We start from the raw sequence: 22,818 nt of genomic DNA on the forward strand, positions 1-22,818 counted from the left end.
GACGGCGATGCTCGAACGCCCGCGTGCCTTTGTCGCTGCCCAGCCGCTTCCCGCCTTCGGACGGGCCGCGGCGCTGCGTCCGCCCGAGCCGCGCTTCAGCCTGGTGGTCGACCTCGCCGAGGACGTGCTGAGCCGCCGCTGGTGGCGCGGGGTGGCGACGCTCTCGGCATTGGTGACCCTGACGGCGCTGCTGGCGCCGATGCCGCGCGCGCTGCCGCCCGGGCCGGTGGAGAGCTTCGGGCCCGACCAGCTGCGGCAGGAGGAGGCGCTCGGAATCTCCTCGCTGGCGAGCGGATCGGAAACGGGACTGGTGATGGCCGAGACGAGCCGCGCCCGGCCGATCACGGCGGCACCCGAACGCACCGCGCGCGAACTGACCCTGCTCTTCTCCGCGGGCGACGATCTGTTCGGGCTGCTCCGTCGCAACGGCGCGAGCGCCGGGGACGCGTCGCGGGCGCAGGCCCTGGCGCAGGCCGCGGGCGCCGTTCCCGCGGCGGGCACCAGCCTTGCACTGCGGCTGGGGGCACCCGACGGCGCGGGACGGCCGATCGAGCGGCTCCACTATCGCGCCCGGATCGACCTCGAACTGACGCTTGTGCGCGGGAGCGACGGGCAGCTCGCGGCCGAGCGGACGGGGATCGCGATCGATCGTACCCCGCTTCGGATTCGCGGCGCGGCGAGTGGCGGACTTTACTGGGCGCTTCGCGCGGCGGGCGCCTCGCCCGCGATCGCCGCCGACTATCTCCAGGCGATCGGGGCCAGCCTCGACGTCGGAAGCGAGGTCGCGAACGGCGACCGCTTCACCCTCGTCGTGGCGCAGAGCCGCTCGGCCAATGGCGAAGTGCAGACGGGCGGGCTGCTCTATGCCGGGCTCGACCGCGGCGCGGGGAAGGACCTGTCGCTGGTCCGCTGGCCGATCGGCGGGCGACCGCAGTGGGTCGATGCGGATGCCAGCCCCGAGCCGGTGTCGAGCGGGCTCGGCCGGCCGGTCGACGGGCCGGTCACCTCGACCTTCGGGCCTCGGGTCCACCCGATCCTCCGCTTCACCCGGATGCACAAGGGCGTCGACTATGGCGCGCGCTGGGGCAGCCCGATCGTCGCGGTCGCCGATGGTCAGGTGGTCCGCGCCGGCTGGGCCGGGGGCTATGGCCGCCAGGTGCGGCTTGCGCATGGCGGCGGGCTGGTCACCAGCTACAGCCACATGAGCCGGATCGTCGCGCCCGAGGGCGGCATGGTCCGTCGCGGCGAGCTGATCGGCTATGTCGGATCGTCGGGCCTCTCGACCGGTCCGCACCTTCACTTCGAGGTGCTCCGCGACGGGCAGGCGATCAATCCGGCGGGCGTGACGATGGTCAGCCGCCCGGCGATCGACCAGGGAATGATGGCCGCGGTCCGGGCACGGGCACGGATGCTCGTCGGCGGCTGAGGTTGTTCGGCGGCGTCGCTCCTGTCATGGAGCGGGCCATGCGCAGCTTCCTCCTCACCCTTCCGCTCCTCGCCCTTGCCGCTCCCGCGGCGGCGGCCGGCAACCCCTATGTCGAGGTCGGCTTCGGCCCGGCCGACGCCCGTGCCAACGACGTCGACCAGACGATCGACTATACGAGCGTTCAGACGCCCGCCGCGCCGCTCGCAAGCGCTCCGGCCGACGTGTTCATCGACGATGTGTTCGGAACCCGCTCCAAGCGCCGCTGGGAAGGCAGCGTCGCGGCCGGCTACGACTTCGGCTGGCTGCGGCTCGAGGGCGAGCTCAGCCGGCGGCAGGTAAGGACCAGCCGGATCGCGGCCGACGACGGGACCGACGACTTCCTCGGCCAGCTCAACAGCGCGCTGAACCGCACCGGCGGCGCCGGGCTTGCGCCCGTGACGCTGGCCGACTTCCAGCGTCCGGGCAGCATCCGCTCGGACGCGGCGATGGCCAATGCGATCGTCGACGTGAAGCTGCTCAAGCGGTTGACCCTGTTCGTCGGGGGCGGGCTCGGGATCAACCGGGTGAGCGGGTTCGGCGACCACGACAGCGCGCGCGCCTGGCAATATACCGCCGGGCTGCGATTCCCGATCGGCGAGCGGCTCGAGCTCGGGGTCAAGCATCGTTATTTCGACAGCGGGATCATCAAGCTCGACGACGATCCGCGCAGCTTCGCGGGCAATCCGGTGACCACCAGCGTCGGCGGGGTGCCGGTGACCCGGACCACCAGCGCGACGGTGATCCAGGACCTCGAAGGTGAGTTCCGGACGCGCAGCGTGCAGCTGACGCTGGGGTATCGATTCTAGGCGAAGAGGTTTCCGCCATCTCTGCTCGCCGGCCGAGCGCAAAGACGTCCGAACGTGTTCTAGGCCTGCTCGCCGTCTTCCCCTTCCAGCGTGGCGGAGAACTGTTCCATGATCCGCTGGCGGATGGCAGGCGCGTCGGCGCGGTACAGCGTGATCGTCCTGAAAGGGGAATCCGGGTGGGCGAGCATTCGGCAGGCGAGGGGCGCCCAGCGTACACCCGGTTCCGAACCGTCGGCATGCCGTTGCCGCAGATCGGTGCCGTGCAACTCGAACGCCAGGGACCACACCTGTTCACCGTCGCAGAGCAGGCGCAGACCGCCTTCCCGGTCAGCCTCGTCCCACCATGCATCCAAGTGGGAGCCCGCAGATGGGCTGGTCACCACGAAGGAAAGCACGCGAAAGTCCCTCGGCCGCTTGGTCAGCACGGCATCAGCGAAGGGCTCACCTAGACCGAACCGAAGTTCGGCCTGCGCCCGGTAGAGCTTGTCGCCCTCCCCCTTCATGAAGTCGCGGACCGCGGCGTCCCGCGCAAGTCGCCTTTCTCGGGCCCGATCATCTTCGGCTCGACGGCGGGCGGCGTCGCGCCGGCTCTTGCTAGCCTGCGCCTCGATCCGAGCGCGTCGTTCGGCATCGCTCAACGGTGGTTTCCGGGGCGGCGACATCAGGAGGTAGAAGCCGGCGAGCAGCGCCGCCCCGCCGAGCAGGCGCCCAAACGGATTGTTCAACTGCTCGAAGAGGCCATCGAATTCATCGTCCGCCATGGACTTTGCCTAGCCGGCGCGCGCGGCTCTGTTAGACTCAGCGCCCGTGGCCGCGCCAGCGCTTGACGGTGCGGCTGATGATCTCGGCCTCGCCACCGGTCTCCTGCCAGAGGCTGGCGAAGCTCGGGTCGGACGAGGCCGGGCGCTTCTCGGGCTCGAGGTCGTCGAAGCGGACCCGGATCGGAATGGCGACGCCCTCGCCGCAGACGATGCACTCGCGGTTGCGGAGCGCGGGGATCGCGTCGAGGAAGCCGCGCGCGCCTTCGGGCATCGCAGCCCGGACGCAGGCCTGGTCGCGGTCGTTGTTGAGGCGCATCGAGATGATCGTGCCGCACTGCGACAGCACGCCCTCGGCAAGGTCGGACGGGCGCTGGGTGATGAGGCCGAGGCTGACACCGTACTTACGGCCTTCCTTGGCGATCCGCTCGAGGATCTTGCGGACTGCCTGGACGCCGTTGTTCTCGTCCTTGGGGACGTAGCGGTGGGCTTCCTCGCAGACGAGGAGGATGGGGCGCTGCGCCTCGGTCCGCGACCAGATGGCATAGTCGAACACCATCCGGGCGAGCACCGAGACAACCACGCTGGTGATGTCCGAGGGCACGCCCGACACGTCGACGATGCTGATCGGCTTGCCGTTGGCGGGCAGGCGGAACAGGCGGCTGATGAAGCTGCCCATGCTGTCGGTGATGTTCATGCCCGAGAACATGAAGGTGTAGCGCGGGTCGGCCTTCAGCTCGTCGAGCTTGGTCTTGAGGCGCTGGAACGGGGTGGTGTCGCCGGCCCGGTCGAGCTTGCCCATCTCGTTGACGATGATCGAGTTGAGGTCGGTCAGCAGATAGGGGATCGGGCTGTCGACGGTGACCTTGCCGAACTGCTCGGAGAACTTGTTCTTGGTCCGCGCGGCGAGCAGGCACTTGGCGAGGATGTCGGCGTCGCGCTGGCGCTCAGCGCCGTCGGTCGTCAGCAGCACCTCGCAATGCTCCTCGAAGTTGAGGAGCCAGTAGGGCAGCTGGAGATTGTCGACGTTGAACAGCTCGCCGCAGCCCTTGAAGGCGGCGCTATATTCGCCGTGCGGGTCGATCATCACGATGTGCCCCTCGGGGCTGTAGTTCGAGATGCGATGGAGGATCAGCGCAACCGAGGTCGACTTGCCGGTGCCGGTGCTGCCGAGGATCGCGAAATGCTTGGAGAGCATCGGGTCGATGTAGAGCGCGCCGCGGATGTCGTCGGTCGGGTAGACGGTGCCGATCTCGACGTGGGCGCTGTCGGAGGCGGCGAACACCTGGCGGAGGTCCTCGGTGGTGACCGGGTGAACCTCGGAGCCGGGAATGGGGTAGCGGGTGACGCCGCGGCGGAAGCCCGACATGCCGCCCTGCGAATCGCGGCTGCCTTCGCCGAGGAAGTCGATCGCGGCGAGGACGCTGCCGTCGTCACCCGAGCGCATGGTGCGGACGTTGGCGATCAGCCAGCTCGCGCCGACCGCCATCTTGACCTGGCTTCCGACCTGGCCGGACATGCTGACCGACGGGTCCTTGTGGTCGGCGAGCGCGAGCAGTTTCTCGGAGTCCATCCGGATCTGCGAGCCCGAGCCGGCGATTTCCATCACCTTGCCGATCGCGGCGAACTGCTCGCGCTTGGCCGGGCTCGGAACATGGCCGCCCGTGCTATCCTCGTCGGCGACGCTGTGGAGCTCGTCGAGGAACTGCTTGAGGTTGGCGTGTTCGGTCATGGTGCTGAGCTCGGCTCCCGGTGGTCGTCGGAAGCGTCATAGCGAGCGTGCGGTTAAGGATTTCTCTAGCCGCGGCGGCCGAACAAAGCGGCGGTGCCCCAGCCGAGCCCGAGACTGAGCAGGACCGCGGCGAGCCCGTAGAGGAAGCCGTGGCGGCGCGCGGCGGTGGCGACGAACCGCTCGAAGCCGGTCTTGCGGACCTCGACCTCCTTGGTCGCGGCGGCGATCACCTTGCCCCTGTCGATGAGGAAGGTCTCGGTCTCGTAGGTGCCGGTCGGGACCTGGCTCGGGATGAAGATGCGGGCGCGGTAGAGGACCCCGTCGCTGATCTCCACGCCGCGCGGGTTCTCGGCATAGAGGCCCTCGCGCGAACGGAGGTCGAGCAGCCCCGATTCGAACCGCCGTTCCTTGTCGGCCTGGGCGCCGCTCCCGGGCGACAGCTGGAGGTTCTGGAGGCCAAGCTCGTAGACCGCGGCGGTGCGCTCGTCGACGATGTCGCGCAGGGGGCGCGAACTGGCGACGGCGTAGAAGCCGGGGGCGGAGGCGAAGCGGTGGCTGTCGGCGTTGGTCCAGATGCCCGCGATCTTCTGCTTCTCGCGGACGATCATCGGCTGCACCGGGCCCTTGAGCACGACCGCGACGTCGAGGTCGCGGCTCGGCACCCGGCCGCCGGAATAGAGGATGGCGCCGAACAGCAGCAATTGCGCGCCGGTGAAGCTGTAGCGGATCTCGATGTTGCGGGCGGAAATGTCGGGGACGAGGCGCGGGCCGGCCTGGCCGAGCAGCAGCGGGGCGGCGGCGAGCAGCAAGAGGGCGGGGCGACGGCGCATCGCTCAGAGATACTCGATCGAGAAGAGCTCGTCGGGCCGGTAGGTCAGGCCGAGCGCCATCCGCGCGGCGACCAGCAGGATGATGATCGCGAGGCTGAAGCGGAGGAGGTCGGGCTTGAGTCGGGTCGTCAGCCTTGCGCCATATTGCGCGCCGACCACCCCGCCGAGCAGAAGCAAGGCGGCGAGCACGATGTCGACCGAGCGGGTGGTCAGCGCATGGATCATGGTGGTCGCGGCGCTGACCGCGAGGATCATGATGAGGCTGGTCCCGACGACGACACGCGGCGCCATGCCGAGCAAATAGATCATCGCGGGCACCAGCACGAAGCCGCCGCCGATCCCGAGCAATACGGTGAGGATCCCGGCGATGAAGCCGAGCGCGAGCGGGGCAAGCGGGGAGATGTAGAGGCCGCTTGCGTAGAAGCGCCAGCGCATCGGGAGCGCGGCGACCCACTTGTGGTGGCGGCGCCGGCGGGGTGATTCCTCCTCGGCCGACTTCCACCAGCCGAGCGCCTTCATCGCGTCGCGCAGCATGAGGAAGCCAATGCTTCCCAGCAGGAATACGTAGAGCAGGCCGATGATGGTATCGAGCTGGCCGCTGGCCTGGGCGAGGCGGAACAGGCCGGCTCCCGCGAGGCTCCCGACGAGGCCGCCGGCGATCATCACCAGGCCCATCCGAACGTCGACCCCGCCGCGCTTCATGTGGGCCATCACGCCCGACACGCTGGCTCCGGTGATCTGGGTGGTGGCCGAGGCGACCGCGACCCCGGGCGGAATTCCGTAGAAGATGAGCAGCGGGGTGGTGAGGAAGCCGCCGCCGACCCCGAATAGCCCGGAGAGGATCCCGACCAGCCCGCCGAGCGCCACGATGAGCAGCGCGTTGACGCTCATGTTGGCGATGGGGAGGTAGATATCCATGCGTGGGGTCAGGCAGTAGCGCGAAGCGGGCGGCGCGGACTAGCCCCGGAGTGGGCCCGCCATGGCGCAAAATCTGTGAGGCCCTCTCCGCTGGGGATTACCGGAGAGGGCCTCCGCGGCCGGCGGGTTCGGGTGACGCCGGCCGAAGCGCGTCGGCGCCGCGCTAGAATCCTCCCGAGATGGTGAGCGCGGGCCCGCTGACCGGCGTGGCATTGCCGGTGAGGCGCCAGCGATAGTCGAGGTTGAGCCGCATCCGCGGGTGGATTTGGTAGCTTAGCCGGGGACCGGCATCGAGACGGCTGAGCCCCGGCTGGAGCCCGCCCCAGACCCCGCCGCCGATCGCGAAGCGGGGCAGGAAGGGATAGGTGGCGGCGAGCGCGCCGTCGGCGAACAGGTCGCGGCTGCGGGCACCCGCAATCCCCGCCTGGCCATAGCCGTCGAGGCGGATGCCGTAGGCGAGCGGGCGGTCGTAGATGCCGCCCTCGGCCATCATCACGAAGGCGTTGCGGCCCCCGCCGATCGGTTGGCCGAGGCGCTGCCGGCGCTCGGCCATGAGGCGCACCGGGATCGAGCCGAACGGCTGGTAGCTGACCCCGACCGCGCCCTCGCCGCCGGCCAGCGCCTGCCCGCCGCGCCCCTGCGGCATCAGCGCGGTCGAGGCGCGAAGGTGGACGCCCAGCCGCGACCAGGGGCGGAAGGTCAGCCGCATTCCCGCCTGGCTCCCGCCGAGCGAGCCGGCCGAGGCGAGCCCGGGATTGAGCCCGGCGCCGGGATCGGTGTTGCTGTAGATGCCGGGCTGGGGCGGACGGAGCAGCGCCCAGGCGTCGAGTGACCAGCGCCCGCTGGCCCGGGCGACGTCGAGCGGCTTGAGCGCCTTCTCGTCCTTGCCGCCCCAACTCGGGGTGGTCTGCATCGCCGGGAGCGAGAAGGGCCCGGCGGTGCCGATGGTCGGCCACTGGTCGAGCGCCGGAGCGGCGCTTTCATAGGCGGTGGGCGTGGCGACGGGCGCGGGCTCGAACCCGTTCATGTCCTCGGCATAGGGCGCCGGAATCACGGGCGGCCGGCTCTGCCGCGACGAGCGGGGCATGACCGCCTGCATGACCGGATAGGGCATGGGGTAGGGAACGGGCGCATAGGCCTGCGGCGGCATCGCCATCGCCATGGCGGCGGGCGCGTAGCCCTGCGCCGCATAGTTATAGGGATAGGCATAGGCTGCCGGCGCGGTGCCGGGGTCCATCGCGCTCGGCGTTCCGGGTGGCGGCAGCGGGGAAGCGGCGAGCTGGTCCTGGAGCATCGGCTCGGCGGTCGGCTGCGGCGGGATGGCGGGGCTCATCGGTGCGAGCGCCAGTGCGCTGCTGGCGGTGCGAAGGCCGACATAGGCGATGATCGCCAGCCCGAGGAAGCGGATCGGCGCGCTCAACGCCGCACCATCTCGATGGCCGGAAAGACATGGGCGGTCTTGTCCCACTGCCGCGGACCGCCGCCGGCGTGCTGGAACAAGGCGCGCCCGGCGGCGAGGATGGCGATGAGGTTGCCGGCGAGGATTCGAGGAACCGACGCAAGCCCCTCGCCCGCGCCATAGACAGCGCTGGTGAATGCGATCCGCATCAGGGTTCTCCACAGCAAGAGGACGAAGTTGATCTGGAGCAGGCCGGCGAGCAGCGGCGTCGGCTGGGGCGGGAGTGGCGCGCCGAGCTGGGCGGCGAGCCACAGCTGCCCCCAGAGCAGCGCCGCGAGATAGCCCGAGAGGAGCAGCAGAGCGGCGAGCGGCCCGCGCCGGTCGCGGAGCCGGAACCAGCGCTCGCCCAGCCCACCGCGCCAGCCGAGCCGGTCCCAGCCGGCAAAGGCGATCCCGCCCAGCCAGCGCGCCTTCTGTCGCACCGCCGCGCCGAGCGTCGCCGGGAAGTGGCCGCGGCTGCACACCACGCCCGGCTCGCCGACGCGATCGGGAAGCCGCACGAAGACGGTCCGCTCGCCGAGCGCGCCGAGGCGCAGGCCCATCTCATAGTCCTCGGTCATCGAGCCGCCGGCGAAGGGCCTGCCGTCGTGGGCGGAGGCGAGCCGGGCAATCGCCTCGCGGTGGATGGCGCAGCCCACCCCGGCGAGGGGAATCGACGCCCCGACCGCCTCGCGCACCACCAGCTCCTTGCCGTGGCTCTCGGCGAACTCGTCGCAATAATGGCCGCCGATCCAGGGGCTTGCGCGGTCGGGCAGCGGGACCACGGGAAGCTGGACCACGCCTGCGCGCTCGACCAGCCGGTCGAACAGCCGAAGCTCGAGCGGGTGGACGAGGTCCTCGGCATCATGGAGGATCAGCGCCTTGGCCCGACGCCCGCTCGCCGCCTCGTGGCGGACGAGGAAGGCGTAGAGATGATTGAGGCAATCGGCCTTGGTGGTCGGGCCGTTCGCCGGCACCTCGACCGCGATCACCCGCGGGTCCTCGACCGCCGCGATCGCCAGCCTGGTCGCGGGATCGTTGCGATAGTGGCCGACGAGCAGGGTGAAGTCGGGATGGTCGAAGCGGGCGAGGGTCGAGCGGAGCATCGCCCCGATCACCGCGGCCTCGTCCCAGGCGGGGATCAGCACCACCAGCCAGCCGCATTCGGTGCCGCCCGCGAGCGCGGTCGCGTCGGCACGCGGATGGTGCCGGTAGACGGTCAGCGCGCGCCAGCCGCGGCGGACGAAGTAGATGAGGTCGACCGCGAGGTCGTCGAGCGAGAAGAAGAGAAAGCCGAGCGCGGCGAACAGCGCCAGCTCCGCCGCGCCGTCGGCAAGCAATTGCTGGAGCGTCATCGGGCAACCCCGTGAAAGGGTCGCGCGTCATCGCCGAAAGAGGAATCCGCCCGATCCACGCGCCCCCCGACGCTGGTTTCTCCGAGCGACTCGGATCATCTCATGAGCGGGTGCGCGGCGCAAGCGGCTTGCGCAGGCGCGTTCCAGAGGCCACTGCTTGGCCTCGTAACGAAGGGGGACGACCGAGGTGAATCTGCCGCTGCTGGCTCCGCAATGGGCCTTCTGGACGCTGATCGTCCTACTGGTGCTGGCCGCGCTGCAGGATGCCGCCAAGCTCAAGATCAGCAATTACCTCGTCGGCGCGGTGCTCCTGCTCGGGATCCTCGCCGCGATCCTCGCCGGGCCACGGCTGTCGCTGTGGGAGAACGGGCTGAGCTTCGTCATCGCGCTGACCATCGGCACCTTCCTGTTCGGCCGCGGGATGCTCGGCGGCGGCGACGTCAAGCTGTTCGCGGCGACCATCCTGTGGTTCGAGTTCGGCGGCGCGCTGCGCTTCCTGCTGATGACCGCGATCGCCGGCGGCGTGCTTGCGGTGGTGCTGATCTTCGGGCGGATGCTGCCCTGGCCCGACGCGATCCGCTCGCGGGTCCGCGCGCTCCAGCCCAAGGCGGGAATTCCCTACGGGATCGCTATTGCGGCCGGAGCGATCCTGACCTCGTCGGCACTGGCGACCGCGGCGGCCTTCGCCCCGGGGCAGTGACCGGCCGGCTGCTCTGGCTGCTCGTGCTGCTGGTGCCCTCGGTGGCGGGGGCGCAGCGGCTGATCCATGCGGGCGCCAACTGGGCGGCGCTGGAGCGGGGACCGGGCCGCTGCGAGGCGGTCGGGCGGAGCGAGCTGGTGGTGCCCAAGGGCGGCATCCAGCCCCGCGCCGCCTTCGCCTTCTCGCGCGACGGCCGCCGCCGCGGCGAGCTCCACCTGATCCTCAGCCGTCCGGCGCGACCGGGCGCCGACGCGCTGCTCCAGGTCGGGGACGCGAGCTTCCTGCTCTTCACCCGCGGGCGCTCGGCCTGGAGCCGCGGCGCGGCGCAGGAGCGGGCGATCCTCGCCGCCATCCGCCAGGCGACCGAGATGCGGGTTCGCGCGCAAGGCGTCGGCGGGCGGGTCAGCGACCGCTACCTCCTCGCCGGAGCGCCGACCGCGATCGACGCCGCCGCGCTCGGCTGCGCCTAGCCCCAAGACTGGAAAATTCCGCAAACTTCGCTACATGGCCGCTCTCCCATGAGCGCTGACACCCCCCTGATGCCGATCCCCGGCCCGATCGATCCCGTCCCCGTGCCCCGGCCGGCGGCGGTCTCCGCTGACCCGCGAGTCGAGCTGATCGGGCGCCCGCGCGAGGGCATCCGCGAAGTGCTCGAGGAGGCCGGGCTCGAGCCGCGGGTCGCCAAGCTGCGCGCCAAGCAATTGTGGCACTGGATCTACAATCGCGGGGTCACCGACTTCGCGCTGATGACCGACGTCGCCAAGGCGCAGCAGCCATGGCTGGCCGAGCGATTCCGGATCAGCCGTCCGGGCGTGGTCGAGGCGCAGGTCTCGACCGATGGCACCCGCAAGTGGCTGCTCCAGACCCATGACGGTCACGACTTCGAGATGGTCTTCATCCCCGACGCCGATCGCGGGACCCTGTGCGTGTCGAGCCAGGTCGGCTGCACCCTCAACTGCCGCTTCTGCCACACCGGCACGATGCGGCTGGTCCGCAACCTCGAGCCGCACGAGATCGTCGGCCAGGTGATGCTCGCCCGCGATTCGCTCGGCGAGTGGCCGAGCCAGCCCGAGGGGCGGATGCTCACCAACATCGTGATGATGGGAATGGGCGAGCCCCTGTACAATTTCGACAATGTCCGCGACGCGCTCAAGATCGTCATGGACGGCGACGGGCTCGGCCTGTCCAAGCGCCGGATCACGCTGTCGACGTCGGGCGTGGTGCCGATGATGGAAAGGTGCGGCGAGGAGATCGGGGTCAATCTCGCGGTCTCGCTGCACGCGGTCACCAAGGAGATCCGCGACGAGATCGTGCCCCTGAACCGCAAGTACGGGATCGAGGAGCTGCTCCAGGCCTGTGCCGACTATCCGGGCGCCAACAATGCCCGCCGCATCACCTTCGAATATGTGATGCTGAAGGACAAGAACGACAGCGACGACCATGCCCGCGAGCTGGTCCGGCTGATCCGGCACTATCGCCTGCCGGCCAAGGTGAACCTCATTCCGTTCAACCCGTGGCCGGGCGCCGAATATGAGTGCTCGACGCCCGAGCGTATCCGCTCCTTCTCGAACATCGTGTTCGAGGGCGGGATCTCGGCGCCGGTGCGGACCCCGCGCGGGCGCGACATCGACGCCGCCTGCGGCCAGCTCAAGACCGCCGCCGAGAAGAAGAAGCGCGCCGACCTCGACCGCGAGGCGGCCGCCTAGGCAGATCGCCACTGGACTGTCCTTCCTGTTATTGATAATCAGTTGCAGCAATGACCGTTCAGCCGAGTCCCGCGTCCTTCGCCCTCCTGCTCGATGAGCTCGCGCTTGGTGCGCGTGGTCGAATCGCCAACGTCGACTGGGCCCTTCTCGCCGACGGCGAGGCCTGCCGGCTCCGCCACTTCGGCTTCGACGAGGGCGTCACCGTCGAGCCGCTGCACAGCGGCCCGGTCGGGCGTGACCCGCTCGCGGTGAAGGTCGGCCGGATGACGGTCGCGATCCGCCGCAGCCATGCGCGCGCCATTCGCGTGATCCCGTCCGCCTAGGCGAACCCCCCTTGCCATGACCATGCCCGCGCCACTGATCGCCGTGGTCGGCAATCCCAATGCCGGCAAGAGCGCGCTGTTCAACGCGCTGACCGGCGCCCGGCAGAAGGTCGGCAACTATCCCGGCGTGACGGTCGAGCGGAAGAGCGGCCGGATGCTGCTCGGCGATGGCCGACCGGTCGAACTGGTCGACCTTCCCGGCGCCTACGGCCTCGAGCCGTCGAGCCCCGACGAGGCGGTCACCCGCGACGTGCTGACCGGCCGGCTGACGGGCGAGCGTCGGCCCGACGCCCTGCTGGTGGTGCTCGACGCCTCCAACCTCGACAACCACCTCCGCTTCGCGCTCGAGCTGCGCAGCCTCGGCCTGCCGATGGTGATCGCGCTGAACATGGTCGACATGGCCGCGCGCGACGGGCTGACGCTCGATCCCGGCGCGCTGTCGGCCGAGCTCGGCGTTCCGGTGGTCGAGACGGTGGCGGTCCGCCGCCGCGGGATCGACGACCTGCGCTCGGCCATCGAGGGCCAGCTCGGACGCAAGGTCGAGGCCCCGGCGCTTCCGCCCTCGCTCCAGCGCGAAGCCCGGCGAATCGCCCAGGCCGCGGTGCTGAGCGAAGCGCCGGTCCGGCGCTGGACCCACCGGCTCGACCGCTGGCTGCTCCACCCGGTCGCCGGGCCGCTGATCCTGGCGCTGGTCATGTTCACCATGTTCCAGGCGGTGTTCGCCTGGTCCGAGACCCCGGTCGGCTGGATCGAGGGCGCGATCGAGGCGCTCGGCACACTCGTCACCGACTCGCTGCCCGAGGGGACCTTGCGCTCGCTGCTGGTCGACGGAGTGATCGGCGGAGTCGGCGCGGTGGTCGTCTTCCTGCCGCAGATCCTGATCCTGTTCCTCTTCATCCTCCTGCTCGAGGGCACCGGCTACATGGTCCGGGCGGCCTTCCTGATGGACCGGCTGATGAGCCGCGCCGGCCTTTCGGGCCGCGCCTTCATTCCGCTCCTTTCCTCCTTCGCCTGCGCGGTGCCGGGGATCATGGCGACCCGGACGATCGACAATGAGAAGGACCGGCTGACCACCATCCTGGTCGCGCCGCTGATGACCTGCTCGGCGAGGCTTCCGGTCTACACGCTGATCATCGCCGCCTTCATCCCCGACCGGGCGGTGGGTCCGGGAATCGGGCTGCAGGGGCTGGTGATGTTCGGCCTCTACCTCGCCGGGATCCTCGGCGCGCTCGGCGCCGCGCTGCTGCTGCGCAAGACCGTGGCGCGCGGCGCCTCTTCCTTCTTCATGATGGAGCTGCCCAAGTACCAGCTGCCCGCGGTCAAGGACATCGCGCTCGGCCTGTGGCAGCGCGCGGTCATCTTCCTCAAGCGCGCCGGCGGGATCATCCTGGTCACCACCGTGCTCCTGTGGGCGCTGGCGAGCTTCCCCCAGGCGGGCCCGGGGCAGAAGCAGAGCGAAGTGTCGATCGCCGGCAAGATCGCCAGCGGGATCGAGGTCGTGGTCGCGCCGATCGGCTTCAACCACGACATCGCGCTGGCGCTGCTGCCCTCGATGGCGGCGCGCGAGGTGGCGGTCAGCGCGATCGCCACCGTCTATGCCATCGACCAGTCGGACGAGGCGCAGCTCGAGCAGAGCCTGGCCGAGCGGCTGGGCGGAAGCTGGCCGCTGCCGACCGCGCTCGCCTTCCTCGCCTGGTTCGTGTTCGCGCCCCAGTGCATCTCGACCATCGCGGTGACCAGGCGCGAGACCAATGGCTGGAAGTGGCCGATGTTCATGGTCGGCTACCTGTTCGCCCTCGCCTATGTCGCGGCGGGCCTGACCTACTGGACGGCGGTCGCGCTCGGCCTATAGCTGCACTCCGGTTTTCAAGGAGTCGTGAGGCAATGGCGGGCAGCGTCAACAAGGTCATTCTGGTCGGCAATCTCGGCAAGGATCCGGAGGCGCGCAGCTTCCAGAATGGCGGCGAGGTGGTGAACTTCTCGGTCGCGACCAGCGAAAGCTACAAGGACCGCGACGGCAACCGCCAGGAAAAGACCCAGTGGCACAATGTGGCGATCTTCGCCGAGGGCCTGGGCAAGGTCGCCAAGAACTATCTGCGCAAGGGCAGCAAGGTCTATCTCGAAGGCCAGCTCGAGACCCGCAAGTGGCAGGGCCAGGACGGCAACGACCGTTATTCGACCGAGGTCGTGCTTCGCCAGTTCAACAGCACGCTGGTGCTGCTCGACCGCGCCGAGGGTGGCGGTGGCGGTGGCGGTGGCTTCGGCGGAAGCCGGGGCGGCGGCTCGAGCTATGACGACGGCGGCTTCGGCGGCGGCGCGTCGGGTGGCGGCGGCTACGGCGGCGGCAATCGCTCGGGCGGCGCGAGCCAGGGCAATCGCCCGGCCCCGGCGGCGTTCGACGATCTCGACGACGACGTTCCGTTCTAAGGAACGACGATCCTCCCTGTTCGGCGGAGCCGAACGGGGAGGTGGCAGCGCAAAGCGCCGACGAAGGGGCCATTTCCACCTGGCCCCTCCACCACTGCCTTCGGCGGCGGTCCCCCTCCCCACCGCTTCGCGGCAGGGAGGTTCTTTCTATTTCCCCTTGAGCGCAGCCAGCGCGGCGAAGGGGCCGGCCTGTTCCTCGCTGAGGATGCCGGCTTCCTTGAGCGCATCCTCGGCCGCGGCGCTTCGCGGATAGGGGTCGAGGGCGAGCGACAGTTCGTCGGCGAGCGCGGTACCGAGGTCGATCTCGCGACCGTCGTGGAAGATGACGTCGAGATCGGCTTCCTGGAGATCGATCTCCTCGTCGGGCGTGCCCTTGGGCTCGGGGCGGAAGATCAGCGCGACCGCTTCGTCGACCATCGCCGGGACCGGTTCGCCGCTCGCGACGCAGGACTGGGTGACCGCGGCGCGCAGGCGGCCGGTGGCACGGACTTCCTCGCCCTCGCGGGCGATGGTCACCGTCGCCTCGAACCGCTCGAGGGCGAGCAGCCGAAGCCGTTCGGCGATGGCGGCACGTTCCGCCTCGTCGGCGACGAGCTCGATCCGCTGGCCGTCGCGCAGCATGGCGAGCGCGCAATGGTGGGCGAAGTCTGGCGCGCTCATGGCAGGACTCCGCCGATCAGCGCCTCGTCGCCGCGCCCCTCGAGCCCCTCCCAGAAGCGGCGGAGCTCGACGACACTGTGGGCGAGCGCCTCGTCGGCCGGAAGGTTGCCGCGGTAGAGCGAGCGGCCGGTGACCGCTTCCCAGCTTTCGCTGCCCTCGAGCACCCGTCGCCAGGCACCGAGGCGTCCGCCGAGGGCACCGACCAGGCTGCCGACCTTCTTGCCCATGACCGGGTCGCCGACGCCGTCCTGGCGAAGCTGCGAATCCATGTCGTCGACGAAGCATTCGGCAAGCGCGACGCTGGCCAGCCGGGCGGATTCGCCGCCGCGCTCAAGGCGAAGATCGGTCAGTGCGAGGAGGGTGGCGAGGACCGCAAAGCGCCCCTCCATCGTGTCGGGGGCGGCGCCGGCCACATACCAGTGCGGCTGCCGCGCACGCGCGACCACCTGCTCGTAGAGCGGGCGGGCGATGCTCGGCTCGCTCCGGAACAGCCGCATCAGCGACTTCATCTGTCATCCTCCGTTCAGGCCGCTCGCCGCACTTGGCGTAACGAGCCCAAGCCGATATTGCGGCGGGCATGTACCGGCGCAAGGGCGGCGGCACCCGGAGTAGTGACCAACGTGACCTTTCCCCGTCTCCTTCTCGCCGCCACGCTGACGGCCGCCGGCCTCCTCACCTCGGGCTGCGCCGGATATCGCGAGAGCCGCGGCTACATCCTCGACGAGCAGCTCGCCTCGGCGGTGCAGGTCGGGACCGACAACAAGACCTCGGTCGAGAAGACCCTCGGCCGGCCGACCTTCACCGGCCAGTTCAACGACAACGAGTGGTATTACGTCAGCCGCAACACCTCGACGCTCGCCTTCCGCGATCCCAAGGTGACCGAGCAGACCGTGCTTCGGGTGCGGTTCGATGCCGCCGGCAACGTCACCTCGGTCGACCGCACCGGCAAGGACCAGATCGCCTCGATCGACCCCTATGGCCGGACCACCCCGACGCTTGGCCGCCGCAAGAGCTTCTTCGAGGAGTTCTTCGGCAACATCGGCACCGTCGGTGGAGTCGGCGCGCCGGGCGCCGGGCAGGGTCAGTAAGCCCGACCGGGTCGCCCCGGCACAGGCCGGGGTCTCAAGCACTGATGCGCTGACCAACCGCGGTCGCGGCCTGCGCCGGGACGATGGTTGGTCTCGGCGCCGGCTCGGCCTACACAGGGCCGCATGACCGCCCATCCCGCCGGCATGACCTATGCCGACTATCTTCACCTGCCGACCCTGCTGTCGGCGCAGCAGCCGCTGTCCGACCGGCATGACGAATTGCTGTTCATCGTCATCCACCAGGCCAAGGAGCTGTGGCTCAAGCAGATGCTCCACGAGGTCGATCTCGCCATCCGGCTGATCGGCGAGGGCGATTATGCGCCGGCCTACAAGGCGCTGGCACGGATCAGCCGGATCCAGTCGGTGATGACTCTGAGCTGGGATGTGCTGGCGACCCTGACCCCGGTCGATTACGCCGACTTCCGCGGCGCGCTCGGCACCTCCTCGGGCTTCCAGTCGGCGCAGTTCCGCGAACTCGAATATCGCTTCGGACTCAAGGACCCGAAATATCTCGACTATCACGAGGGCGGGAGCGAGGGGCACCGACGGCTCACCGCCGCGCTCGAGGCACCGAGCCTGTGGGACGCGGCCGAGGGCGCGCGGGAGCGGCTCGGGGCCGACAGCTGGCTCGCCGTCTATCGCGATTCGAGCCGCTGGTTCGAGCTTTACCAACTGGCCGAGAAGCTGGTCGACATCGACGACGCGCTGGCCGGCTGGCGGCACAAGCACCTGCTGACGGTCGAGCGGATCATCGGCAACAAGACCGGGACTGGCGGCTCGGCGGGCGCGCGCTACCTTGCCTCGACGCTGGAGAAGCGCGCCTTCCCCGAATTGTGGGCGCTGAGGACCCACCTGTGAGCTTCAAGCCCCTGTTCGCGCGCAGCCTCGGCGCCGCGCCCGGCCGGCTGCACATGGCCGCGCACAGCCACCACCTCTGGCCCGACGCCAGCTTCGCCGGGCAGGTCGAATGCTGGGAGGATGCCGCTCGGCTCGCCGACCGCAAATGGGAGCGGGTGATGGGCGAGCTGTGGCCCGCGGCGCAGGCCGAGGTCGCGGCCGAGCTCGGCACCCGCCGGCCGGACGGGATCGTCTTTGCCGGCAACACCCACGACTTCCTCGTCCGCTTGTGGGCGGCGGCGCCGCGCCGGGCCGGCGGCCCGCTTCGGGTGCTGACGACGCAGGGCGAGTTTCACAGTGCGCGGCGGCAGTTCGCCCGCTGGGCCGAGAGCGGCGACATCCTCCTCGAGACGGTGCCCGTCGAGCCGGTCGCAACGCTGCCCGCGCGGATGGCGGAGAAGGCGGCCTCCGCCGACCTGGTCATGGTCAGCCAGCTGATGTTCGGGACCGGCGCCTGGGTCGAGGGGCTCGCCTCCCTTGCCGCCTGTGCCGCGCCCGAGGGACCGTGGGTCGTGGTCGACGGCTATCACAGCTTCATGGCGGTCGAGACCCCGTTCGCCGGGCTCGAGGACCGCTGCTTCTTCCTCGGCGGCGGGTACAAATATGCGATGAGCGGCGAGGGGCTGGGGCTGATGCATTGCCCGCCGGGCTTCGGGCCACGGCCGCCGGTGACCGGCTGGTATGCCGAGTTCGAGGATTTGACCCTGCCGCCGGGCCAGGTCGGCTATGCCCCCGACGCGATGCGCTTCATGGGCGCGACCTTCGATCCTTCGGCGCTTTACCGCTTCCTCCACGTCCGCCGTGCGCTGGCGGCGGAGGGGCTGACGACGGCGCGGATCAGCGGCCATGTGCGGCAGCTCCAGCAGCTGCTGCTCGATCGGCTCGAGGACACGCCGCTGGGCGAAGCAGAGCTGCTTAACCCGCTCGACCCGGGGCCGCACGCGCGCTTCCTCGCCTTCCGTCACGCGCAGGCTGCCGAGTGGCAGCAGGCGCTGATGGCGCGCGACGTGGTCACCGACGTGCGCGGCGACGTGCTTCGGGTCGGGCTCGGCCTCTACCATGACGAAGAGGACGTGGACCTTTTCGCCGACGCGGTGGGGGCACTGGCCTAGGGCTTGAGCCCCTCGGCGATGAGGCGATTGGCGGCGGCGGCGACCTGGTCACCGTCCGCGACGTCCCACACTCCGAAGCGCAGGCCGAGGAAGACGTTCATCCCCATCAGCGCCCAGGCGCGGACCTCGCGATCGAGCGGGTCGGTCGCGGCGCGGACCTTGCCCCCCGCGGCGCCCTCGTCGAGCCGCTCGGCGATGCGCGCGGCGGTGGTCTCATAGTGGCGGCGGAAGCCGGCCGGGTCGACGAACTCGGCCTCGTCGATGATCCGGTAGACCTGCTGGTGCTCGCGCACGAAGGCGAGGAAAGCGGCGAGCGCCTTTTCCTCGCCCTCGAGCGTGCCGCGATGCGGTTCGAGCGCGGGGGCGACCGCGCGCTTCACCTGCTCGCTCATGTCGCCGACCAGCGCCCGGAAGACTTCGTCCTTGCTGTCGAAATAGGTGTAGAAGGTGCCGAGCGCGACCTTGGCGCGGCGGGTGATGTCGACGATCCCCGTCTCGCCGAAGCCGCGGTCGCCGAACTCGGCCAGCGCGGCGTCGAGGATCTTGCGGCGGGTGCGTTCGCCCCGCGCGGTGCGCGGCGCCTTGGCATCGTTGGTCAGCGGAAGCGGGTCGCGCGAGCGCCGCTCGAGCGTCGCGCCGGCCGCTGCGTCGCCTTCGGGACTGCTCGTCGCCTTCGCCATTACCCCCTCCACAGCCTCCCCGCTGGCCGCCGTGCCGACCGCGTCGGACCCCCGCCCGACCTCCAAGCAGGCCTGCAGCGATAAGCAGAGTTGAAAGACGATTCAAGTTTCACTATCGTGTCCTTCGTTCATCAGGGCAGGGGAGGGCCGTGTATGGGTCCGGGTGCCTGCCACTTTGGGGGAGTACCCGTTCCAATGCGCGCGACCACCTTCCGTTCGGCCCTGTTCGCCTCGGCCGCCCTGATCCTCGGCGCCGGCCCGGCGTTCGCGCAGAGCGCCGAGCAGACCAATGCCGAAGCCGCGGTGCAGCCGCCGGCGCCCGAAGCGACCGGGGCCAGCGATGCCGAGGGCCAGGACACCGCGACCAGCGAGGTGGTGGTCACCGCCCGCCGCACCGAGGAAAGCCTCCAGCGCGTGCCGCTGTCGATCTCGGCCTTCAACGAGCGTGCCCTCGACCGGCTCCAGGCAAGCGACACCACCGGGCTCCAGGGCGCGGTGCCGAACCTCAACATCGTCCAGGGCCGCGGCTCGTCCAACGCGACCAACATCTTCATTCGCGGCATCGGCCAGCCCGACGCGCTCCAGACCTTCGATCCGGCGGTCGGTGTCTATGTCGACGACGTCTACCTGTCGCGCATCCGCGGCAACCAGCTCGACCTGCTCGACGTCGAGCGGGTCGAGGTGCTGCGCGGTCCGCAGGGCACGCTCTACGGCAAGAACACCATTGGCGGCGCGCTCAAGTTCGTCACCCGCAAGCCCGGCCAGACCTTCCGCGCCAACGGCAGCGTGTCGGTCGGAAGCTTCAACCAGTTCGAGCTGAAGGGCGCGGCCTCCGGGCCCGTCTCTGACACGGTCGCCGCCGGCTTCTCGGTCCTGCGCTCGTCGCGCGACGGCTTCGTCAAGGATCCGGTCCGCGACACCCGCTATAACGACAAGGACACGATCGCGGCGCGCGCGGCGCTCGCCTTCACCCCGTCCACCACGGTCCGGATCGACCTTGCCGCCGACTATGCGCATGACGATGCGGCGCTGAACGTCGGCCGGCCGCTCAACAACCTGACCACCTTCTCGGGCGGCGTGCTGGTCCCCGACGATCCCAACAATGCCGACGGCTCGCCCGACTATGACTGGAAGGGCCGGACCACGCCGGGGCTGCCCAACTCGACCCGGCTGACCAGCCACGGAGTTTCGGCGACCGCGGCGTTCGACCTGACCGACGCGATGACGTTCAAGTCGATCACCGCGCTGCGCAAGCTCAAGACCGACGACTTCATCGACATCGACGCGACCCGCTTCGAGATCGGCGACGTGTTCGTCGGGGTCGACCAGAAGCAGTTCAGCCAGGAATTCCAGCTGACCTACAGCAGCGACCGGCTGAGCGCGGTGGCGGGCCTCTACTATCTCAAGGAGGACGTCGATTCTCACCAGGAGGCCTATGCCGACGACCTGCTCGGCCCGCTGTTCCTGAACAGCGGCTTCCTGCGCACGATCGACGACACGCTCGACACCAAGAGCTACGCCGCCTTCGCCAACGCGAGCTACGAACTGGTCGACCGGCTGCGGCTGTCGGCGGGTATCCGCTACACCCGCGAGAGCAAGGACTACGACCGGACCACCAGCACCTTCTACTCGCTGCTTCCGGCGTTCAACGCGACCTTCAACTTCCGTCCGGACAAGTACACCTGGAAGGACACGTCGCCGATGGTCAGCCTCGACTGGCAGCCGACGGATCGCACCCTCGTCTATGCGCGCGTCGCCAAGGGCTTCAAGTCGGGCGGCTTCAACGGCCGCGCCAACGATCCCGGCTCGGCGACCCGCTACGATCCCGAGACCGCCTGGTCCTACGAGGCGGGCTTCAAGGCCAGCCTGATCGACCAGCTGCGAGTCAACGGCGCGGTGTTCCACACCAACTACAAGGACTTCCAGGCGCGGGTCTCGGACAGCGACACCAGCACGATCCCGCCGACCCCGCTTCTGTCGGTGCTCAACGCCGGCAAGCTCAGGATCCGCGGCGCCGAGCTCGAAGCCGCATGGACTCCGCTGAGCGGGCTGCTGATCGACAGCCAGATCGGCTACCTCGATGCCGAGTATAAGGAGTTCGACGACGCCCGCTTCGTCGCCACCGGCGGCAGCCGCGCGTTCCAGACCCCGGCCTTCGCGCCGAAGTGGACGATGCGCTTCGGCGGCCAGTACGGCTTCGACATCGGCGGGGGCGGCCTGACCATCGGCGCCCAGACCCGCTACAAGTCGCGGACCGCGCTCGCGGTCGACAATACGCTGACCAACAGCCGGACCGAGATCGCCGGCCTGTTCCAGTCGGGCTACTGGCTGCACGACGCTCGGATCGTCTACGAACTTCCGGGCAAGAAGGTCGCCATCGGCCTCTACGGCAACAACCTCGCCGACAAGGCCTACAAGACCGACGGGCAGGAATTCAGCTCGGTCGGAGGGATCCGCACCGTCTATTACGGCGCGCCGCGGACCTGGCAGATCAAGCTGACCGCCCGCTACTAGGCGAAGCGGTCAGCCAAAGGGGCGGTCGCCACTGGCGTCGCCCCTTTTTGCTGTCTAGCGTCGGGCCTCAAGAGGAGAATGGCATGCAGGCCGAAGCCCAAACGGTGCGCAATCGCACCGCCATGATGATTGCGCTGGTGGTCTGCTACACGCTCAATTTCGTCGATCGCCAGATCATCGGGATCCTCGCCGAGCCGATTAAGCTCGACCTCGGGCTGACCGACAGCGAGCTCGGCTGGATGGGCGGCACCGCCTTCGCCCTTTTCTACACCTGCCTCGCCATTCCGCTGGCCATGCTGGCCGACCGCCGCGACCGCAGCTGGATCATCGCCAGCGGGCTGTTCCTGTGGAGCCTGATGACCGCCGCTTGCGGCCTTGCGACCAATTTCTGGCAGCTGTTCCTGGCCCGGATGGGGGTCGGGGTCGGCGAGGCCGCCGGGGTCGCTCCCGCCTACAGCCTCATTTCCGATTTCTACCCGCCCGAGAAGAGGGCGCGTGCGCTCGCCATCTTCTCGCTCGGCATTCCGATCGGCTCGGCGCTCGGCGTGCTGTTCGGCGGACTGCTCGCCGCCAAGGTCGACTGGCGCTTCGCCTTCCTCGCGATCGGCTTCGCCGGGATCCTGTTCGCGCCGATCTTCAAATATATCGTCCGCGAACCCGGGCACGGCCGCAGCGACGAGGGCCCGCGGGCCGCGGCGGCGAGCTTCGGCACTGTCTTCCGGACGCTCGCCGCCAAGCCCGCTTTCTGGTATCTGAGCTTCGGCGCGGGCACCGCCAGCCTTGTCTCCTACGGCCTCGCCTTCTGGATCCCGAGCTTCATGGCGCGCAGCTACGGGCTCGACCTCGTCGATCGCTCGATCCTCTATGCCGCCGTCGCGCTGGTCGGTGGAGCGGCCGGCATCTGGTTTGGCGGACTGCTCGGCGACCGGCTCGGCAACGCCCATCCGCGCGGCTATGCCCTGGTGCCCGCGGTCGCCTTCGCGATCACGGCGCCGGCCTACCTCATCGCCTTCGCGACCACCGACATCGTCATCACCACCATCGCCATCCTGATCCCGACCGCGCTCGGACTGACCTGGCTCGGCCCGGTGGTCACCGCCGTCACCCGGCTGGTGCCGCCCGAGATGCGCGCCACCGCCTCGGCAATGTTCCTGTTCATCAACAATCTGGTCGGGCTGGGCCTCGGCACGCTGGTGATCGGCGCCATCTCCGACGCGCTGACGGTCCGCTTCGGCGAGGAAGCGCTGCGCTATTCGGCGATGGCGACCAGCCTGCTCTACATTCTCGCGGCGCTGCTGATGCTTCTCGGAGCCCGCCGCCTGAGCCGCGATTTCGTTCCAGCGACTGCCTGAACCTAAGCAACAAAGCGCACAAATCCGCGGTTCATGCCCACTCCTGCATAAGGCGTG

The 22,818-nt window shown here is 69.7% G+C and carries 22 protein-coding genes; 13 read left to right on the top strand and 9 right to left on the bottom strand.

What is annotated here, in order from left to right; translation table 11 throughout:
* Window positions 1–7 precede the first annotated feature (7 nt).
* Together ABD727_RS01005 and ABD727_RS01010 are read left to right on the top strand one after the other, a co-directional pair.
* Window positions 8–1,426, top strand: a complete 1,419-nt coding sequence (locus tag ABD727_RS01005) for a peptidoglycan DD-metalloendopeptidase family protein (protein ID WP_344705529.1) — start codon at window positions 8–10, stop codon at window positions 1,424–1,426.
* A gap of 38 nt (window positions 1,427–1,464) precedes the next feature.
* Window positions 1,465–2,271, top strand: coding sequence for an outer membrane protein (locus ABD727_RS01010; RefSeq protein ID WP_344705530.1), 807 nt, complete (start codon window positions 1,465–1,467; stop codon window positions 2,269–2,271).
* 59 nt (window positions 2,272–2,330) lie between these two features.
* On the opposite strand, the gene ABD727_RS01015 is transcribed toward ABD727_RS01010, so the two are convergent.
* The 6 genes from ABD727_RS01015 to ABD727_RS01040 all read right to left on the bottom strand — a co-directional run bounded on the left by ABD727_RS01015 (window position 2,331) and on the right by ABD727_RS01040 (window position 9,302).
* Window positions 2,331–3,032 carry a hypothetical protein gene (locus ABD727_RS01015; protein ID WP_344705531.1) on the bottom strand — a complete coding sequence of 234 codons (702 nt, stop codon included), beginning with the start codon at window positions 3,030–3,032 and terminating at the stop codon, window positions 2,331–2,333.
* Between the two features lie 37 nt (window positions 3,033–3,069).
* Window positions 3,070–4,761, bottom strand: coding sequence for an ATP-binding protein (locus ABD727_RS01020; RefSeq protein ID WP_344705532.1), 1,692 nt, complete (start codon window positions 4,759–4,761; stop codon window positions 3,070–3,072).
* 65 nt (window positions 4,762–4,826) lie between these two features.
* Window positions 4,827–5,591: a TIGR02186 family protein gene (locus ABD727_RS01025; protein ID WP_344705533.1), complete on the bottom strand. Its 765-nt coding sequence runs from the start codon at window positions 5,589–5,591 to the stop codon at window positions 4,827–4,829.
* 3 nt (window positions 5,592–5,594) lie between these two features.
* On the bottom strand, window positions 5,595–6,509 hold the full coding sequence (locus tag ABD727_RS01030; RefSeq protein ID WP_344705534.1) for a sulfite exporter TauE/SafE family protein: 915 nt from the start codon (window positions 6,507–6,509) through the stop codon (window positions 5,595–5,597).
* Window positions 6,510–6,672: 163 nt separating this feature from the next.
* Window positions 6,673–7,929 (bottom strand): hypothetical protein, encoded by a 1,257-nt coding sequence (locus tag ABD727_RS01035; protein ID WP_344705535.1) that lies wholly within the window; start codon window positions 7,927–7,929, stop codon window positions 6,673–6,675.
* A complete protein-coding gene (locus ABD727_RS01040; protein WP_344705536.1) occupies window positions 7,926–9,302 on the bottom strand; it encodes a glycosyl transferase family protein in 1,377 nt (458 codons plus the stop codon). The genes ABD727_RS01035 and ABD727_RS01040 overlap by 4 nt, the downstream gene beginning before the upstream one ends.
* 187 nt (window positions 9,303–9,489) lie before the next feature.
* On the opposite strand from ABD727_RS01040, the gene ABD727_RS01045 reads away from it, so the two are divergent.
* From ABD727_RS01045 to ssb, 6 genes are read left to right on the top strand one after another with little or no spacing between them, the layout of a single operon-like run.
* Complete coding sequence (locus tag ABD727_RS01045; RefSeq protein ID WP_344705537.1) at window positions 9,490–10,002, top strand: A24 family peptidase; 513 nt, start codon at window positions 9,490–9,492, stop codon at window positions 10,000–10,002.
* Window positions 9,999–10,472 carry a hypothetical protein gene (locus ABD727_RS01050; protein ID WP_344705538.1) on the top strand — a complete coding sequence of 158 codons (474 nt, stop codon included), beginning with the start codon at window positions 9,999–10,001 and terminating at the stop codon, window positions 10,470–10,472. Before ABD727_RS01045 ends, ABD727_RS01050 begins: the two co-directional genes overlap by 4 nt.
* A 48-nt stretch (window positions 10,473–10,520) precedes the next feature.
* Window positions 10,521–11,708 (top strand): dual-specificity RNA methyltransferase RlmN, encoded by a 1,188-nt coding sequence (rlmN, locus tag ABD727_RS01055; RefSeq protein ID WP_344705539.1) that lies wholly within the window; start codon window positions 10,521–10,523, stop codon window positions 11,706–11,708.
* Window positions 11,709–11,758: 50 nt separating this feature from the next.
* A complete protein-coding gene (locus ABD727_RS01060) occupies window positions 11,759–12,031 on the top strand; it encodes a FeoA family protein (protein WP_344705540.1) in 273 nt (90 codons plus the stop codon).
* Between the two features lie 22 nt (window positions 12,032–12,053).
* On the top strand, window positions 12,054–13,883 hold the full coding sequence (gene feoB / locus ABD727_RS01065) for a ferrous iron transporter B (RefSeq protein ID WP_344705541.1): 1,830 nt from the start codon (window positions 12,054–12,056) through the stop codon (window positions 13,881–13,883).
* A 32-nt stretch (window positions 13,884–13,915) separates the two neighbouring features.
* Window positions 13,916–14,458 (top strand): single-stranded DNA-binding protein, encoded by a 543-nt coding sequence (gene ssb / locus ABD727_RS01070; RefSeq protein ID WP_344705542.1) that lies wholly within the window; start codon window positions 13,916–13,918, stop codon window positions 14,456–14,458.
* A 147-nt stretch (window positions 14,459–14,605) separates the two neighbouring features.
* Here ssb and ABD727_RS01075 read toward each other — a convergent pair whose 3' ends face one another.
* Window positions 14,606–15,118 carry a YceD family protein gene (locus tag ABD727_RS01075; RefSeq protein ID WP_344705543.1) on the bottom strand — a complete coding sequence of 171 codons (513 nt, stop codon included), beginning with the start codon at window positions 15,116–15,118 and terminating at the stop codon, window positions 14,606–14,608.
* On the bottom strand, window positions 15,115–15,627 hold the full coding sequence (locus tag ABD727_RS01080) for a ubiquinol-cytochrome C chaperone family protein (protein WP_344705544.1): 513 nt from the start codon (window positions 15,625–15,627) through the stop codon (window positions 15,115–15,117). Before ABD727_RS01080 ends, ABD727_RS01075 begins: the two co-directional genes overlap by 4 nt.
* Window positions 15,628–15,738: 111 nt before the next feature.
* Here ABD727_RS01080 and ABD727_RS01085 point away from each other — a divergent pair, with 111 nt between their 5' ends.
* From ABD727_RS01085 to ABD727_RS01095, 3 genes are all read left to right on the top strand, one after another.
* On the top strand, window positions 15,739–16,206 hold the full coding sequence (locus ABD727_RS01085; RefSeq protein ID WP_344705545.1) for an outer membrane protein assembly factor BamE: 468 nt from the start codon (window positions 15,739–15,741) through the stop codon (window positions 16,204–16,206).
* 123 nt (window positions 16,207–16,329) lie between these two features.
* The gene (locus ABD727_RS01090) at window positions 16,330–17,064 is read left to right on the top strand and encodes a tryptophan 2,3-dioxygenase (protein ID WP_344705546.1); all 735 of its coding nucleotides are present in this window, start codon (window positions 16,330–16,332) and stop codon (window positions 17,062–17,064) included.
* Window positions 17,061–18,215, top strand: a complete 1,155-nt coding sequence (locus ABD727_RS01095; RefSeq protein WP_344705547.1) for a kynureninase/PvdN C-terminal domain-containing protein — start codon at window positions 17,061–17,063, stop codon at window positions 18,213–18,215. Before ABD727_RS01090 ends, ABD727_RS01095 begins: the two co-directional genes overlap by 4 nt.
* On the opposite strand, the gene ABD727_RS01100 is transcribed toward ABD727_RS01095, so the two are convergent.
* Window positions 18,212–18,895 carry a TetR/AcrR family transcriptional regulator gene (locus ABD727_RS01100; RefSeq protein ID WP_344705548.1) on the bottom strand — a complete coding sequence of 228 codons (684 nt, stop codon included), beginning with the start codon at window positions 18,893–18,895 and terminating at the stop codon, window positions 18,212–18,214. The two genes, ABD727_RS01095 and ABD727_RS01100, sit on opposite strands and share 4 nt — an antisense overlap.
* Before the next feature lie 195 nt (window positions 18,896–19,090).
* Between ABD727_RS01100 and ABD727_RS01105 the strand changes: the two genes are divergently transcribed.
* Entirely contained in the window at window positions 19,091–21,409 is a 2,319-nt protein-coding gene (locus ABD727_RS01105) for a TonB-dependent receptor (RefSeq protein WP_344705549.1), read from the top strand.
* An 83-nt stretch (window positions 21,410–21,492) separates the two neighbouring features.
* Window positions 21,493–22,761, top strand: a complete 1,269-nt coding sequence (locus ABD727_RS01110) for a spinster family MFS transporter (protein ID WP_344705550.1) — start codon at window positions 21,493–21,495, stop codon at window positions 22,759–22,761.
* Window positions 22,762–22,818: the final 57 nt, after the last annotated feature.

Origin of the sequence: Sphingomonas swuensis (assembly GCF_039538045.1) — a bacterium.
GTDB lineage: Bacteria > Pseudomonadota > Alphaproteobacteria > Sphingomonadales > Sphingomonadaceae > Sphingomicrobium > Sphingomicrobium swuense.